Source organism: Blattabacterium cuenoti STAT (assembly GCF_003573915.1).
In the GTDB taxonomy this organism is placed as follows: domain Bacteria; phylum Bacteroidota; class Bacteroidia; order Flavobacteriales; family Blattabacteriaceae; genus Blattabacterium; species Blattabacterium cuenoti_A.
Map to the genome: position 1 here is coordinate 149,665 of NZ_AP014608.1, position 16,480 is coordinate 166,144.

Annotated in this window: 15 protein-coding genes; 11 read left to right on the forward strand and 4 right to left on the reverse strand. The window is 26.0% G+C overall.

The window, feature by feature from the left end; all coding sequences use genetic code 11:
- The first annotated feature begins 3 nt into the window (after positions 1-3).
- Both STAT_RS00710 and thrC read left to right on the forward strand, forming a co-directional pair.
- Positions 4-954: a homoserine kinase gene (locus tag STAT_RS00710; protein WP_119305369.1), complete on the forward strand. Its 951-nt coding sequence runs from the start codon at positions 4-6 to the stop codon at positions 952-954.
- Between the two features lie 24 nt (positions 955-978).
- Entirely contained in the window at positions 979-2,307 is a 1,329-nt protein-coding gene (gene thrC, locus STAT_RS00715) for a threonine synthase (protein ID WP_119305370.1), read from the forward strand.
- 13 nt (positions 2,308-2,320) lie between these two features.
- Here thrC and STAT_RS00720 read toward each other — a convergent pair whose 3' ends face one another.
- The gene (locus STAT_RS00720; protein WP_145980451.1) at positions 2,321-3,115 is read right to left on the reverse strand and encodes a thymidylate synthase; all 795 of its coding nucleotides are present in this window, start codon (positions 3,113-3,115) and stop codon (positions 2,321-2,323) included.
- 72 nt (positions 3,116-3,187) lie between these two features.
- Here STAT_RS00720 and STAT_RS00725 point away from each other — a divergent pair, with 72 nt between their 5' ends.
- The 3 genes from STAT_RS00725 to STAT_RS00735 are packed head-to-tail and all read left to right on the forward strand — an operon-like array spanning position 3,188 to position 5,207.
- A complete protein-coding gene (locus STAT_RS00725; protein WP_119305372.1) occupies positions 3,188-4,126 on the forward strand; it encodes a ribose-phosphate diphosphokinase in 939 nt (312 codons plus the stop codon).
- On the forward strand, positions 4,123-4,731 hold the full coding sequence (locus STAT_RS00730) for a 50S ribosomal protein L25 (RefSeq protein ID WP_119305373.1): 609 nt from the start codon (positions 4,123-4,125) through the stop codon (positions 4,729-4,731). The genes STAT_RS00725 and STAT_RS00730 overlap by 4 nt, the downstream gene beginning before the upstream one ends.
- 35 nt (positions 4,732-4,766) lie before the next feature.
- On the forward strand, positions 4,767-5,207 hold the full coding sequence (locus STAT_RS00735; RefSeq protein WP_172548543.1) for a nucleoside deaminase: 441 nt from the start codon (positions 4,767-4,769) through the stop codon (positions 5,205-5,207).
- Here the strand turns inward: STAT_RS00735 and STAT_RS00740 are convergent.
- Positions 5,200-5,859 (reverse strand): DedA family protein, encoded by a 660-nt coding sequence (locus STAT_RS00740; protein ID WP_119305375.1) that lies wholly within the window; start codon positions 5,857-5,859, stop codon positions 5,200-5,202. The genes STAT_RS00735 and STAT_RS00740 overlap by 8 nt on opposite strands.
- 8 nt (positions 5,860-5,867) lie before the next feature.
- On the reverse strand, positions 5,868-6,074 hold the full coding sequence (locus STAT_RS00745; protein WP_119305376.1) for a hypothetical protein: 207 nt from the start codon (positions 6,072-6,074) through the stop codon (positions 5,868-5,870).
- Between the two features lie 50 nt (positions 6,075-6,124).
- Between STAT_RS00745 and aroB the strand changes: the two genes are divergently transcribed.
- Both aroB and gyrA read left to right on the forward strand, forming a co-directional pair.
- Entirely contained in the window at positions 6,125-7,201 is a 1,077-nt protein-coding gene (aroB, locus tag STAT_RS00750) for a 3-dehydroquinate synthase (protein ID WP_119305377.1), read from the forward strand.
- Between the two features lie 27 nt (positions 7,202-7,228).
- A complete protein-coding gene (gyrA, locus tag STAT_RS00755) occupies positions 7,229-9,724 on the forward strand; it encodes a DNA gyrase subunit A (RefSeq protein ID WP_119305378.1) in 2,496 nt (831 codons plus the stop codon).
- On the opposite strand, the gene STAT_RS00760 is transcribed toward gyrA, so the two are convergent.
- Positions 9,661-11,781 carry a carboxy terminal-processing peptidase gene (locus STAT_RS00760; RefSeq protein WP_119305379.1) on the reverse strand — a complete coding sequence of 707 codons (2,121 nt, stop codon included), beginning with the start codon at positions 11,779-11,781 and terminating at the stop codon, positions 9,661-9,663. The two genes, gyrA and STAT_RS00760, sit on opposite strands and share 64 nt — an antisense overlap.
- Positions 11,782-11,845: 64 nt before the next feature.
- On the opposite strand from STAT_RS00760, the gene surE reads away from it, so the two are divergent.
- From surE to purB, 4 genes are all read left to right on the forward strand, one after another.
- The gene (gene surE, locus STAT_RS00765) at positions 11,846-12,655 is read left to right on the forward strand and encodes a 5'/3'-nucleotidase SurE (protein ID WP_119305380.1); all 810 of its coding nucleotides are present in this window, start codon (positions 11,846-11,848) and stop codon (positions 12,653-12,655) included.
- Positions 12,656-12,691: 36 nt separating this feature from the next.
- Positions 12,692-13,651, forward strand: a complete 960-nt coding sequence (gene ruvB / locus STAT_RS00770; RefSeq protein ID WP_119305381.1) for a Holliday junction branch migration DNA helicase RuvB — start codon at positions 12,692-12,694, stop codon at positions 13,649-13,651.
- Between the two features lie 70 nt (positions 13,652-13,721).
- Positions 13,722-15,017 carry an adenylosuccinate synthase gene (locus STAT_RS00775; RefSeq protein ID WP_119305382.1) on the forward strand — a complete coding sequence of 432 codons (1,296 nt, stop codon included), beginning with the start codon at positions 13,722-13,724 and terminating at the stop codon, positions 15,015-15,017.
- 15 nt (positions 15,018-15,032) lie between these two features.
- Positions 15,033-16,469 carry an adenylosuccinate lyase gene (gene purB / locus STAT_RS00780; RefSeq protein ID WP_119305383.1) on the forward strand — a complete coding sequence of 479 codons (1,437 nt, stop codon included), beginning with the start codon at positions 15,033-15,035 and terminating at the stop codon, positions 16,467-16,469.
- Positions 16,470-16,480: the final 11 nt, after the last annotated feature.

Sequence of the window (16,480 nt, forward strand, 5' to 3'; positions counted from 1 at the left end):
GTCATGAAGGGAATTAAAATATTTTCACCAGCTACTATAGCTAATTTGGTTTGTGGATTTGATGTTATTGGTTTAGCTTTAGATTTTCCTAAAGATGAAATTTATTTATATAAAACTAATAATCCAGGAATACATATCCATAGAATATATAAATCATCATTACCTAATGATCCAATGAAAAATTCAGCTTTTGCGGCTTTACAAGCATTATTAAAAAAATATCAAAAAATACAAATTAATGAAGAAGAAAAAATAGGATTTAAAATTGAATTGATTAAAAATATTCGTCCTGGAAGTGGAATAGGTTCTAGTGCTGCTAGTGCAGCTGGTGTTGTTTATGGAGCTAACGTTTTATTGGGAAACCCCTTTAATACCATACAATTAATCCGTTTTGCTATGGAAGGAGAACGTATAGCAAGTGGAATAGCTCATGCTGATAATGTTGCTCCTGCTATTATGGGAGGAGTTACATTAATTAGAAGTTATAATCCATTGGATATTACTAAATTACATAGTCCTAATCAATTATGGGTGAGTATTATACATCCACAAATTGAAGTCAAAACATCAGATGCTAGAGAAATTTTAAAACAAAAAATATTGATGACAGATGCCATTAAACAATGGGGAAATGTGGGTGCATTAGTAGCAGGTTTATACCGAGAAGATTATGAATTAATAAGTAGATCATTGGAAGATGTTATTGTAGAACCTATACGGGCAATATTAATCCCTTATTTTTATGAATTACAAATAAAATGCAAAGAAATAGGAGCCTTAGGTGGGGGAATTTCTGGATCAGGGCCCTCTGTTTTCATGCTTAGCAAAGGAAATTACACAGCAAAAAAAGTTATTGAAGTCATGAATCAAGTTTATTCTCCATTACAAGTTGATTATAAAACCTATATCTCTCCTATCAACTTACAAGGTATCAAGTGGAGTGAAATATTTTAATTAGTTATAGAAGAAAATATATATATGTTATATTATAGTTTAAAAAATTATAAAAAATTAGTCTCTTTTGAAGATGCAGTTTTAACAGGTTTATCACCTGATGGTGGTTTGTATATGCCTCAATATATTCCTAAACTAGGATCAAAATTTTTTCAAGAATTTTTAATTTATGATAATTATACGATTTCCATGTTTATTATCAAACCTTATATTGGAAAATATATTCCAAAAAAAATTTTGGATGAGATTATTCATGATACTTTAAGTTTTTCTTTTCCATTGAAAAATATACATGATAATATTCACGTATTAGAGTTATTTCATGGACCTACTTTAGCTTTTAAAGATGTAGGAGCTAAATTTATGGCAGGATGTTTAAGTTTTTTTTCTGAAAAAATAGGAAAAAATGTAACGGTTTTAGTTGCCACTTCAGGAGATACTGGAGGTGCTGTAGCTAATGGTTTTTATAAAAAACCTGGAATAGAAGTTATTATTTTATATCCACATAATGGAATCAGTTCTATTCAACAGAAACAAATTGCTTCATTGGGAGATAATATTTATGCTTTAGAAATCTATGGGAATTTTGATGATTGTCAAAATATGGTAAAAAAAGCTTTTTTAGATCAAGAAATAAAAAAGAAATATATGTTAACTTCTGCAAATTCTATCAATATAGGAAGATGGCTTCCTCAAATGTTTTATTATTTTTTAGCTTACAAGAAAATAATTGTTAATAAAAACCCTATAGAATTAATTTTTTCAGTTCCTAGTGGAAATTTTGGAAATATTTGTGCAGGAATGATAGCGGAAAAAATGGGATTACCTATAAAATTTTTTATTGCATCTACAAATATAAATGATACTATACCTAGATTTTTAAAATCTGAAGAGTATAATCCTATTCCAGTAAAAAAAACTATATCGAATGCTATGGATATATCTAATCCTAGTAATTTTTCTAGAATATGGCATTTATATAAAAAAAATATATTTCAATTAAGAAAAAAACTTTTTTCCTATAAATTTACAGATAAAGAAACCTTAGATATTATAAAAAAAACATGGAAAAAATATAATTATATGTTAGATCCACATGGAGCTATTGGTTATTTAGGAATTATAAAATATTTAAAAAAACAAAATAAAATTAATAATATTTCAGAACCATTTATTTTTCTTGAAACTGCTCATCCTATCAAATTTTTAGATCATATGCCGCTTTGTTTAAAACAAAAAATTGTTCCGGATCAAGAATTAGATTTTTTTTTGAGAAAAAAAAACAAAATAAAAAAAATATCTTTATCCAACAATTTTAGTGTTTTTAAAAACTGGTTATTAGAAAGAAAATAAAATAAATAAATCTTTAAACAGCGACATCTCCTTTGATATGAGGAAAAGGATTATAGTTTTTTAACTTAAAATCTTCAAAACGAAATTGAAAAATATTTTTTACATAAGGATTGAGAATCATTTTAGGAAGTGGTCTAGGTTTTCTTTTCATTTGAAGTCTGACTTGTTGAATATGATTGTTATATATATGAGCATCTCCTATAGTATGAATAAACTCTTTTTCTTTTAAATTTAAAACTCTAGCCAACATAGTAAGTAATAAAGCATAAGATGCTATATTAAATGGTAAACCAATAAAAATGTCTGCGCTTCTTTGATATAAGAGTAACGATAATTTTTTTTTATGTACATAAAATTGAAATAATAAATGGCAAGGAGGTAACGCCATATTTTGAATCATTCCTACATTCCAAGAAGAAACAATTAAACGTCTAGAATTAGGATTAAATTTTATTTCTTTTATGATATTTTTAATTTGATCTATAAAATTTCCATCATATGTTGGCCATTTCCTCCATTGAAACCCATATATAGGACCTAATTCTCCATTATCATCTGCCCATTTATTCCAAATATAAACTTTATTTTTTCTTAAAAATTGAATATTTGTATCACCTTTTAAAAACCATAATAATTCATAAATAATGGATTGTATATTTAATTTTTTAGTGGTTAAAACAGGAAACCCCTTTTCTAAATCAAATCTCATTTGATATCCAAATAAACTTACTGTTCCTACACCAGTACGATCTTTTCTTTTTATTCCTTTTTTTAATACGTTTTTCAATAAATTTAAATATTGTTTCATGATATCTAGTAAATAATAAATAATATGCTTTTCTTTTTTAATTTTAAGAGTATTTTTACATAAAAATTAAGTATGAATCAAAAAGTTCTCTTCTTTTCTACAAGAAGTGGGTTAAAATTATCAAAAAATATAGCTTTTTTTTATGGAAAATTTCTTGGTAAAGTACGTTTTCTAGAATTTAGTGATGGAGAATATACTCCTTGTTTTGAACAATCAGTTCGTGGATCTAAAGTATTTTTGATTGGTTCTACTTTTCCTCCAGTAGATAATCTGATGGAATTATTATTAATGTGTGATACAGCTTCTAGAGCTTCAGCTTATAATATTACACTTGTAATTCCGTATTTTGGATGGGCTAGACAAGATCATAAAGATAAACCTAGAACTCCTATTGCCGCAAAACTAATAGCGAATCTTATAGTTGCTTCGGGTGCGACTAGAGTTATGACTATGGATTTACATGCAGATCAAATTCAAGGATTTTTTGACATTCCTGTAGATCATTTATATGCATCTAGAATATTTATTAATTATATTAAAAAATTAAATATAGGTCAATTGACTATTGCTTCTCCAGATATGGGAGGAGCAAAAAGAGCCAGAAGTTATGCAGGTTATTTAGGAACAGATGTAGTTATCTGTTATAAGGAAAGAAAAAAAGCAAACGAGATAGAATTTATGAATTTAATAGGAAATGTAAAGAATAAAAATATTATACTTATAGATGACATGGTAGATACAGCAGGAACTTTAACAGAAGCTGCTAATTTAATAAAAAAACAAGGTGCTAAAAGTATACGTGCTATAGCAACCCATCCTATTTTATCTGGTAATTCCTATGAAAAAATACATCAATCTGAAATAGAAGAATTAGTAGTTACAGATACGATTCCTATAAATCAAACGAAACCACATGATAAAATTCAAGTTTTGTCTTGTGCTCCACTTTTTGCAGAAGTAATGCAATCAGTACATAAAGACGAATCTATTAGTAATAAATTTATTATATGAAATATGTCAATATATACGGAAATAAAAGAGAAATTGGAAAAAAAGCATCTCGTCTTATTCGACTTTCTGGAAAAGTTCCATGTATTTTATATGGAAAGAATATAAATATTCCATTTTCTACTTCATTAGAAAGTTTAAAAAAAATAATATATACTTCAGAAATTTATGTCGTTATTCTTAAAATAGAGGATTTTGATAAAAGCATCAAAACCATTCGAAAGGAGATACAATTTGATCCTGTTAATGATAAAATACTACATGTCGATTTTTACGAAATAGATCAATATAAACCTATTTTATTAGAAATACCTGTAAAGACTGTTGGTAGACCTATTGGAGTCGAAAAAGGTGGAGAATTTTATTCTTTTATTAGAAAATTAAAAATAAAAGCAAATTTATGTGATATTCCAATACACATTGAAATTAATATTAGTTCTTTAGATATAGGAGATAGAATTATCGTAGAAAATTTATATAATGATAAATATACTATTTTAGCCCCTCCTCATACTTTAATAGCAAGAGTAAAAAATTCCCGTATAGTGAAAAATACTCAAGAAGAAGAAAATAAAAAAGAAAAAGAAAAAGAAGGAAAAGAAAAATAAAAATAAAATGGAGAATGTTTTTAGATTTTTATTTTATGAAAATAGCTTTAAAAGAAGCTTTTATCGCTTTTCATAAAAATGAAATACCTATAGGCGCCGTAATTACATATCAAAATATGGTTATAGCAAAAGCTCATAATTTAACTGAAACTTTATGTAATATTACTGCACATGCAGAAATATTAGTGCTAAATTTAGCTTCTAATTATTTTAAAAAAAAATATATAAAGAAATGTACTTTATATGTAACCTTAGAACCATGTGTTATGTGTGCGGGAGCCTTATTTTGGTCTCAAATAGGACGAGTTGTTTGTGGAGCTTCTAATTCATCAAAAAGAGGGTTTTTATATTCTGGTATTAAGTTACACCCACAAACAGAATTTGTTTCTGGAATTATGAAAAATCAATGTAAAAATCTTATACAAGAGTTCTTTTTTTATAAAAGAATCTATAAAAAGAAAAGAAAATTTATATAAGTATTTTTTTCTTTTTATTTTTACTAACTCTCAGTTTAAAAAAAACTGGTAAAGTTGTCATTAATATAATCAATAAAATAATCCATTCAAGATGATTTTTTAATTCCGGAAATTTTTTATCTAAATAATGCCCAGCTAACATGATAGAAAAAGTCCAAGCAAATGCTCCAATGATATTATATATCATAAACTTTTTAAAATCTACGCGAATTGCTCCTGCTACAATAGGAGCAAAAGATCGAAATATGGGAAGAAAACGACTTATGATAAGAGCAGTTGTTTTATATTTATTATAAAATATTTTTGCCGAAATCAAATATTTTTTTTTAAAAAAAAAGGAATCTTTTCTATTGTACAATAGTTTTCCAGATTTGTATCCTAGCCAATATCCTTGCATATTTCCAAGAATAGCCACACATGATACAATTAAAATAATTACAAAAAAAGGAACATTATAAAAATTCTTGCATAAATCTTCTCCAAAAATTCCGGCAGTAAATAATAAAGAATCTCCAGGTAAAAAAAAACCGATAAAAAATCCTGTTTCCGCAAATACAATAGCTAAAAGAACAAATAACGCTGTATTTCCGAAATATAAAAATATCCATCTAGGATTAAATAAATGTTTAAAAAAATCCCAAAAATTTGACATTTTTTAAATTATGATAGATAATAACAGTTAATAAAATTCAATAATTTCCATTTTTTATTTAAAAATTTCATAATTTTCATATTTAAAAAACTAATATTTTTTATGGAGTATTTATTTAAATTAATTAATATTTTAGGATGGATTCCTAATATACTATTTTTTGTAATAGGTTTTGTTTTTATTGTTTTTTGGTTATGTAAAATATTTAATTTCATTGATTAATAAAAAAATTGGTTAATTTTGTTTATTAAACGAGGATAATTTCATGAAAACGAAAAAAAGGAAAGAATTTGTGTACTTTAATGAAAAAGCTTATGATATTCTTAAAAATTATTTATTTCATAAAGTTGATTCCGTTCAAAACATATTTATTCTCGTAGATGAAAAAACCAATAAACATTGTCTTCCTATTCTTCTTCAGAAGATAAATTTTTTGAAAAAATCTAATATTATTAAAATTAAATCAGGGGAAAAAGAAAAAAATATTTATACGTGTATTCAAATATGCAAACATTTAGAAAAATTTAAAGCAACTAGAAAAAGTTTGATCCTAAATTTAGGAGGAGGGGTGATAACAGATATTGGAGGATTTGTAGCTTCCATATTTAAACGGGGAATTCGTTTTATTAATATTCCTACGACTTTATTAGGAATGGTTGATGCTTCCATAGGATATAAAACGGGAGTAAATTTGAATTCTATAAAAAATGAAATAGGAACTTTTTCTATTCCAGAATTTTTAATCGTTGATACATATTTTTTAAAAACACTTCCAAATTCAGAAATTTTTTCTGGAATGGCAGAAATGTTTAAACATGGATTAATTGCCGATAAAAATTTTTGGAAACAAATGAATCAAGAAATACAAATAGATAATATTATTATTCATAATAATAATAAATGGGAAAAATTAATTCATAAATCTATATTAATTAAAAAAAAAATTGTAGATCAAGATCCTAAAGAAAAAGGATTAAGAAAAATTCTTAATTTTGGACACACTATTGGACATGCTTTAGAGAGTTATTTTATGAATATAAAAAAAAAAATCCTTCATGGAATTGCGGTAAGTATGGGAATAATTTATGAATCATGGATTTCATTAAAAATCAATGGATTATCTCTATACGATTATAAAGAAATCAAATCTACACTTACTGCATTATATCCAATACAAAATAAAATTTCTGATATAGAAATTAAAAAATTATTTCTAATTATGGAACATGATAAAAAAAATGAAAAAAATAAAATTCAATTTTCTTTATTAAAAAAAATAGGAAAGTGTTCATATAATTGTATAGTTCCATATTCCTTGATTAGAGATAGTTTTTTTAATTAACTATTTTTATTAAATATTCTCAAAAAAATGAATGAAAACGAAGGAGAAAAATTAATATCTATTAATATTGAGGATGAAATGAAATCATCTTATATAGATTATTCTATGTCTGTAATTGTATCCCGAGCTCTTCCAGATGTTAGAGATGGATTAAAACCTGTACATAGAAGAGTTCTTTATGGAATGTATCAATTAGGAGTTTTCTCTAATAGTTCTTATAAAAAATCTGCTCGTATTGTTGGAGAAGTATTGGGAAAATATCATCCTCATGGAGACGTTTCCGTTTATGATACAATGGTTCGTATGACTCAAAAATGGACATTACGTTATCCATTAATAGATGGACAGGGAAATTTTGGATCATTAGATGCCGATCCTCCGGCAGCCATGCGTTATACAGAAGTAAAAATGAAAAGAATATCTGAAGAAATGTTGTTAGATATTAAAAAAGAAACTGTGGACATGCAATTAAATTTTGATGATTCTTTAGAAGAGCCAACCGTTTTACCTACCAGAATTCCTAATCTTATAATCAACGGATCTTCTGGAATTGCAGTAGGAATGGCAACGAATATTCCCCCTCATAATTTAACAGAAACTATAAACGCTATTTTTGCTTATATAGATCATAATGATCTCTCTATAGAAGAGATAATGAAATATCTCAAAGGCCCTGATTTTCCTACAGGAGGTATTATATATGGATACGATGGAGTTAAAAATTCCTTTCATACCGGAAAAGGACGTATTGTTTTACGTGCAAAAGTACATTTCGAAGATCTTCATGGAAGAGCATGTATAATTGTAGATGAAATCCCTTATCAAGTTAATAAAGCGGATATGATAGCTAGAACTGTAGAATTAATGAAAGAAGGAAAAATGGAAGGAATTTATCAAATTCGTGACGAATCTGATAGAAATGGATTACGTATTGTATACATTTTAAAACAAAATGCAAATCCTAATATATTATTAAATAAATTGTTTCAATTTACTTCTTTACAAACTTATTTTAATGTTAATAATATAGCATTAGTTAATGGAAAACCTGTTCAGTTAAATATAAAAAGTTTCATTCAACATTTTGTTGATCATAGACATAATGTTATTATTCGACGTACAAAATATGAACATGAAAAATGTCAAAATCGCATTCATATATTGTTGGGTTTTTTAAAAATATTAGATCATTTAGATCCTATGATTCAATTGATTCAAAAATCCCAGAATCATTCTGATGCTTGTAATAGATTAATTCAAGAGTTTGGTATATCAAAAAATCAATCTAAATCTATTTTAGATATGAAATTACAAAATCTTACTTCTTTAGAAATAAAGAAAATTAGAAAAGAATATAACGAACTTGTTCAAAAAATAGAATTTTATAAAAATATTTTAAAAGAACATTCCACAAGAACAAAAATTATTAAAGAAGAACTCTTAGAAATTCAAAAAAAATACAAAGATAAACGACGTACACAAATCGATTATTCCGGAGATAAAATCAACATAGAAGACCTAATTGAAAACGAACAGGTTGTTCTTACTATCTCTCATGCAGGTTATATCAAAAGAACATCTTTATCAGAATATAAACGTCAAGGAAGAGGAGGGGTAGGAAATAGAGGAGCTATTGCTAGAGAATCAGATTTTTTCAAACATTTACTTGTAGCAAGAAATCGTCAATATCTACTTTTTTTTACAGAAAAAGGAAAATGTTTTTGGCTTAGAGTATATGAAATTCCAGAAGGATCTAAAATTTCTAAAGGTAGAGCAATACAAAATATTATTCGTCTTCAACAAGATGATAAAGTCAATGCTTGTATATTAGCAGGAGATCTTTCCAACAAAAAATATGTAAAAGATTATTATGTCATGATGATTACAAAAAAAGGAATTATCAAAAAAACACCTTTAGAAAATTATTCTCGTCCTAGAAAAAATGGAATTAATGCAATTGTGATTCGTAAGGAAGATTCTTTAATAGAAGCTATTTTGACTAAGGGAGATAGTCATGTTTTTATTGCTATAAAAAGTGGAAGGATTATTCGTTTTTCAGAAAAAAAAATTCGTTCAACTGGAAGGGCTTCTTCTGGAGTGATAGGGATTCATATAAGAAATCAAGATATGGTTGTTGGAATGATATGTGTAGAAGGAAAAGAAAAAGGAAATTTGTTAGTTGTTTCTGAAAAGGGATTTGGAAAACGATCTAATATCAAAAATTATCGAATTACTAATCGTGGGGGAAAAGGAATTAAAACAATAAATATAACTCAAAAGACAGGAAGTTTAATTTCCATTAAATATGTCACAGATCAAGATGATTTAATGATCATCAAAAAATCAGGAATTATTATACGTATACCTATATCAGATATAAGAGTTATGGGAAGAACAACTCAAGGAGTTAGATTAATTAATTTAAAAGAAAACGATGCAATAGCTGATGTAGCAAAAGTTTATAAACCTATTATGGATAATTCATTAAAATCTCGTAATATGTTAATACCTTCTGATACATAAAAGTCTTTTTTCAAATTTTTTTTCCATTCTTTTTCTGATTCATTTGAAATAATTTTATAATAGGAAGAAAACGCTTGTAATCCACATGTGTTCAATTTTTTTCTTAATTTTTTTATAATTTCATTTCTTTTTTTCATTTTTAAATTTTCAGAATAAAACTCTTTCCAATTCAAAGAAATTTTTTTCTTATTAAAAAATTCGTTTTCTAATAATTCCAGTTTATTATAAATAGAAGTAAAATTCTTATTTTTTTCTAAACGTTTTATACTTTTATATTTAATATTCTCTATATATGAATTATTATAATAATAATGAAGAGAAGGAATAGGTTCCGTATAATCCCATTTCATAGGATTATTTTGATTTTTTTCCATTAATTTTAAAAATTTACTTCTTGTTTTGTTATTTGGAATAACTATATCGGAATTTACTCCATTTAATTGAGTAGAACTTCCATTTATACGATAAAATTTATTAACGGTAAATTTTAATGCCCCTAACTCTTCATTAAAATGAAAAAATCGATTTAATGAACGAATGGTCTGTATTGTTCCTTTTCCATATGTTTGAGTACTTCCAATAATAATTCCTCTTTTATAATCTTTGATAGCCGCAGCAAGAATTTCAGAAGCAGAAGCAGATAATTCATTTACAAGAATTACAAGAGGACCTGTCCATAAAATTTTATTTTCATAATTTTTAAGTATCTTTTTTTTCTTATTAGGCCTTCCTATTTGTAGGATAGGAACTTTTCCTAAAAAAAAACCAACAATTTCTATCACAGCATCTAAAGATCCTCCTCCGTTATTTCTAATATCTATTAGAATTCCTTTTATGTTTTCTTTTTTAAATTTTTGAATAATTTCTTTTATATCTTTAGCTGCATTTCTTCCATTTTTATTTTCAGGATTAAAATAAAATTCTGGTAAATAAATTAATCCGTATTTATGTTTATTTTGATCCAAAACTATAACACTTTTTGCAAAAATTTCTTCTTTTTCAATTGTTTCTCTAGTGAGAATTACTTCTTCTATAGATCCATTTTTTTTCTGAATAGTTAATTTCACTTTACTTCCTTTTTTTCCTCTTATTAAACGAATCGAATTTTCTAATAACATTCCTACAATATTTTTGGATTCTGAATTAATGTTTTTTGCGACTTTTATAATTCTATCTCCTATTTCTATTTTTTTATTTTTCCATGCAGGTCCACCAGGAATAAGTTTAACAACAGTAGGAAATCCTTTATCATCTTGTAATTCTATCCCAATTCCTTCCGTTTGTCCAGATATGTTTAAATCAAAAATTTCTTTTTCCTTAGGAGAAAAATAATTTGTATGAGGATCATATTGAGAAGTTATAATATTAACATATATGGAAAACCAATCGTTTTCTTTTTTTATTTTTAGTTTTCTAAAGTATTCTTGAATATATTCTTTTATTTTTTTTCTAGATTTTTTTTCTTCATCAAAAAATACATTCTTACAAATTTTTTGTTTTGTTCTGGAAGCAATTATTTTTTCTTTTTTTAAAGTGATTATTTCTAATAGAGTCATATATTTTAAATATTTTCTCCATCTTTCAATTTTTTCTTTTTGATTTTTTGGATAAGAAATTTTTTGTTCTCCAAATAAATATGTTTCTTTTTTATTAAAATCGAAAGATTTTTTCAAAACTTGAAAACATATAAATTCTGCTTCTTTTATTCTTTTTAAAAAACATTCTATAATAATATTAAAAAAAGTAGGATCTCCATGAATCCAAAAATCATCTATTCTTTCTTTATATAAAGAAAGATCTGACAGATCTTTTTGTAGAAAAAAATGTTTTTCATTATCTAATTTTTCAAAACATTTATTATATACTTTTTTCGAAAAATCATCATCTATAGAAATAGGAATAGGATGTAAAAAATGAAGTGTTTTGTATATTGTTTTAAGTATTATATGATGTTTTTCTTTTTCTCCTAACGGAGAACAAAAACTTAATGAAAAAATGAAAAAGAAACTAATGATTATATATTTAATATCATTTAGTTTTTTTATTTTAAAATTCACAATAATGTTTTGATTGAAAAATTTTAGTAAAATTATACATAAATAGTTTTTATATGATAAAAAAATGAAAAAGAAACCAATTATTTTAGTCACAAATGACGATGGAATATTAGCTCCAGGTATTAGAGCTCTCATACATTCTATGAATCTTTTAGGAGATGTATATGTAGTTGCCCCAAATAAACCACAATCTGGAATAGGACATGCAATAACAATGGATACAATTTTATTCTGTGATTCTGTAAAAATAGATAATGGAAATCAAAAAGAATGGGAATGCTCTGGAACTCCTGTAGATTGTGTTAAATTAGCAATTAGTGAAATTCTTCCAAAAAAACCTGATATTTGTGTATCAGGAATTAATCATGGATCAAACTCTTCTATTAATATTATATATTCTGGTACAATCTCTGCTATTATTGAAGCAAGTATAGAAGGAATACCATCCGTAGGATTTTCTCTTTTAGATTTTAATTGGAACGCAAATTTTGAACCATATAAAAAATATATATATCAAATTGTAAAAAAAATTCTATATAATCCTATTCCGGAACACATAATCACCTTGAATGTAAATATACCTAAATTAAAAAAAGAAGAAATTAAAGGAATTAAAATATGTAGACAAGCGAATTCTAAATGGAAAGAAAGTTTCGATAAACGTTATAATCCTAAAGGAAGAACTTATTATTGGTTAGTAGGAGAGTTTTTGAATTTAGATAATAAAAAAATAGATACTGATGAATGGGCATTAAAAAATGGATATATCTCTATTGTTCCTATTCAATTTGATTTAACCAATTATGCCATATTAAATATTCTAAAATCCTTAAATTTTTTTTGTACTATTTATTTTTTTTCGGATCTCACATAATTTATTTTGAATTAAAATATTAAAAATTTATATATAGTGTCATCTTTTTTAGGCGGATCTTTAACCCCACAAACAATTCAAGATTTTGTTGGACAACATCATATACTAGAAAATTTGAAAGTTTTTATTCAGGCTGCTAAAAAAAGAAAAGAAGTATTAGATCATATTTTATTTCATGGACCTCCAGGATTGGGAAAAACAACATTAGCTCATATCGTAGCTAAAGAATTATGCGTAAATCTTACGGTAACTTCAGGGTCTGTTCTAGATAAACCTGGAGATCTAGCCGGACTGCTAATTCATTTAAAAAGAAATGATGTAATTTTTATTGACGAAATTCATCGTCTTTCTCCAATAGTTGAAGAATATTTGTATTCAGCTATGGAAAATTACAAAATAGATATTATCATAGATTCCGGATCTAATGCTAGATCAGTACAGATAGATTTATATCCCTTTACTTTAATAGGATCTACAACAAGGTCCGGGTTACTTACAGCCCCTATGCGTTCTAGATTTGGAATAAATTTTCGTCTTAATTATTATGAAAAACAGTTATTAGATAATATTGTAAATCGTAGTGCAAAATTACTAAATATTCCAATAACGGAAGAAGCATCTTATGAAATTGCAAATAGAAGCCGTGGAACTCCACGTACAGCTAATGCCTTATTACGTAGAATCCGTGATTTTGCGCAAATTAAAGGAAATGGGACGATTGACATTCATATATGTGATTTAGGATTACAATCTCTTAAAGTTGATCAACATGGATTAGATGAAATGGATAATAAAATTCTTTCATATATCATAGATCATTTCAAAGGAGGACCTGTAGGGATTAATACTATAGCAACAGCTGTTAGTGAAAATTCAAATACTATAGAAGAAGTTTACGAACCTTTTCTTATTCAAGAAGGATATTTAATTAGAACCCCTAGAGGAAGAAAAGTTACAAACTTAGCTTATCAGCATATAAAAAAAAAAATAACTTAAAATGGTTTTTATTATATGTTTATAAAAATTAACTTTGTTAAAAGAATCAAGATAAAAAATGTAAATAATTATGCCTTCAAATGTTATTGTTGGTCTCCAATGGGGTGACGAGGGTAAAGGAAAAATTACAGATTTATTTTCTAAGAATTCGGATTATGTAATCCGTTATCAAGGAGGAAATAATTCAGGTCATTCTATTCATATTAAAAATCGTTGCTTTATTCTTCATTTGGTTCCTTCTGGGGTTGTTTATTCAGGAGTAAAATGTATTGTTGGTCCTGGAGCAGTAATTGATCCTAAATCTTTAATACAAGAAATACAAAATTTGGAATCAATGGGGATTGATACCTCTCAAGTTTTTTTGGCAAAGAGAGCGCATATTACAATGCCTTATCATCGTTTATTAGATCAATATCAAGAAGAAGCTTTAGGAAAACAATTAATTGGAACGACACATCAAGGAATTGGACCGACTTATGAAGATAAAATATCCCGAATAGGAATTCGAGCTTTAGATTTATTAAATTCAAAAGTTTTCTATAAAAAATTAAAGTATAATATTAATCTAAAAAATCAAATTTTTACAAAAATTTTTCAAAAAAAACCTATTTCCTTTCATAAAATTTATGAAGAATATATAGAATATGCTAGAATTCTATATAATCGTTTTATAGACGCTATTTATGAAATTCATAATGCTTTTCACAACAAAAAAAAAATTCTTTTTGAAGGAGCTCAAGCCATGTTATTAGATATCAATTATGGAACATATCCATATGTAACTACTTCTTCTACTTCTACAGGAGGCGTATGTATAGGATCTGGAATTCCTCCTAATTTTTTAAAAAATTTTATAGGAATAACGAAAGCATATTGTACTCGTGTAGGTTTTGGCCCTTTTCCTTCAGAAATAGAAAACAAAATTGGCGAATTAATACGTGAAAAAGGAAATGAATATGGATCAACGACAAAACGTCCCAGAAGATGTGGATGGTTAGATCTAATTGCTCTTAAATATTCTTGTATGATTAATGGAATTAATTATTTAATCATTACAAAATTAGATGTTTTAAGTGATTTAGAAATTATTAAAATATGTATAAAATACAAATATAATAAAAAAATTATTCAATACTTTCCAGCAAATTTAAAACAAAATATAAAAGGATTTTATATAGATATGCCAGGATGGAAACAAGATATATCTCATATTCACGAATATGAAAAATTACCAGAAAATTGTAAAAAATATATTAATTTTATTGAAAAATATCTAAATCTAGAAATTTTATTGATTTCTGTAGGTTCTGAAAGAAATCAGAACATAATTAAAAATAAGTCTTTGTTTTTTAAAATTGTCACTTAGAAAATATTTTTTTGTGTGGAAGAATATAAAAACCCTTTAGTAGAACGATACAGTAGCAAAGAAATGCTATATAATTTTTCTCCAAAAAAAAAGTTTTTAATTTGGAGAAAACTATGGTTGTATTTAGCAGAAATACAAAAAGAATTGGGATTAAACATTAGTGAAGAACAAATTCATGATTTAAAGAATCATTTATATGATATTGATTGGAATAAAGTTTCTTTTTATGAAAAAAAATTTCGTCATGACGTAATGGCTCATTTATATGCTTTTGGAGAAAAAGCAACTATAGCCAGGCCTATTATTCATTTGGGTGTTACAAGTGCGTTTTTGGGAGATAATACGGATATTATTTTAATCCGTGACGGATTGGATATTTTATTAAAAAAACTAATCAATTTAATTTTTCGCCTTAGAAATTTTACATTAGAATATCATCATATTCCTACATTAGCTTTTACTCATTATCAACCAGCACAACTTACCACTGTAGGAAAACGTTCTGCTTTATGGTTACAAAGCCTTCTTTTAGATTTAGAAGAATTAGAATTTAGGTATAAAAATATTCAATTTAGAGGAATAAAAGGAACTGTAGGTTCAGCAGATACTTTCAAAGAATTATTTGATGGAAATTTACAAAAATTAAAAGATTTAGAACAAAAATTATCTAATAAATTCAATTTTCAAAATGTATTTCCTATAACAGGACAAACTTACGATAGAAAAGTAGATGCTCAAATATTAAATTTATTATCCAATATATCCCAATCTTCTCATAAGTTTAGTAATGATTTACGATTATTACAAAATTTAAAAGAAATGGAAGAACCTTTTGAAAAAGAGCAAATTGGATCTAGCGCTATGGCTTATAAACGAAATCCAATACGGAGTGAACGTATGGCATCTTTAGCTAAATATGTTATTTCTTTATCTAATAGTTCAGCTTTGGTTGCTGCAACTCAATGGTTAGAACGTACTTTAGATGATTCTGCAAACAGAAGATTGGTTATAGGACAATCGTTTTTAGCGGTTGATGCCATTTTAATGATTTGGAATAATATATTAGAAGATCTTATTGTATATCCAAAAATGATTGATAAACACATTAAAGAAGAACTTCCTTTTTTAGTTACTGAACATATTATTATAGAATGTGTAAAAAAAGGAGCAGATAGACAAGATATTCATGAAAGAATACGAATTCATTCTATGAAAGCAAATAATAAAATTAAACTAAAAGGGGAAGAAAATGATTTTATTCAACGTATTTTGCATGATAAAAAAATACCTATTCATGAAAAAAAAATAAATCAAATTTTAAATCCTAAAAAATTAATAGGCTTTTCTTCAAATCAAACTTTAGAATTCCTTGATACAAGAATTAATCCCATATTAAATCGTTTTCATCGTCTAATTGATTCTAATCTCACTAATAGAGATATAAAAATCTAAATACATGAATA

Excerpts from the sequence above, each read along its gene's own strand:
- STAT_RS00725 (WP_119305372.1), top strand. The coding sequence starts at position 3,188 with ATGAATCAAAAAGTTCTCTTCTTTTCTACAAGAAGTGGGTTAAAATTA.
- STAT_RS00740 (WP_119305375.1), bottom strand. The coding sequence starts at position 5,859 with ATGTCAAATTTTTGGGATTTTTTTAAACATTTATTTAATCCTAGATGG.
- gyrA (WP_119305378.1), top strand. The coding sequence starts at position 7,229 with ATGAATGAAAACGAAGGAGAAAAATTAATATCTATTAATATTGAGGAT.
- STAT_RS00775 (WP_119305382.1), top strand. The coding sequence starts at position 13,722 with ATGCCTTCAAATGTTATTGTTGGTCTCCAATGGGGTGACGAGGGTAAA.
- STAT_RS00730 (WP_119305373.1), top strand. The coding sequence starts at position 4,123 with ATGAAATATGTCAATATATACGGAAATAAAAGAGAAATTGGAAAAAAA.
- aroB (WP_119305377.1), top strand. The coding sequence starts at position 6,125 with ATGAAAACGAAAAAAAGGAAAGAATTTGTGTACTTTAATGAAAAAGCT.
- surE (WP_119305380.1), top strand. The coding sequence starts at position 11,846 with ATGAAAAAGAAACCAATTATTTTAGTCACAAATGACGATGGAATATTA.
- STAT_RS00710 (WP_119305369.1), top strand. The coding sequence starts at position 4 with ATGAAGGGAATTAAAATATTTTCACCAGCTACTATAGCTAATTTGGTT.
- thrC (WP_119305370.1), top strand. The coding sequence starts at position 979 with ATGTTATATTATAGTTTAAAAAATTATAAAAAATTAGTCTCTTTTGAA.
- STAT_RS00720 (WP_145980451.1), bottom strand. The coding sequence starts at position 3,115 with ATGAAACAATATTTAAATTTATTGAAAAACGTATTAAAAAAAGGAATA.
- STAT_RS00735 (WP_172548543.1), top strand. The coding sequence starts at position 4,767 with ATGAAAATAGCTTTAAAAGAAGCTTTTATCGCTTTTCATAAAAATGAA.
- STAT_RS00745 (WP_119305376.1), bottom strand. The coding sequence starts at position 6,074 with ATGAAATTAAATATTTTACATAACCAAAAAACAATAAAAACAAAACCT.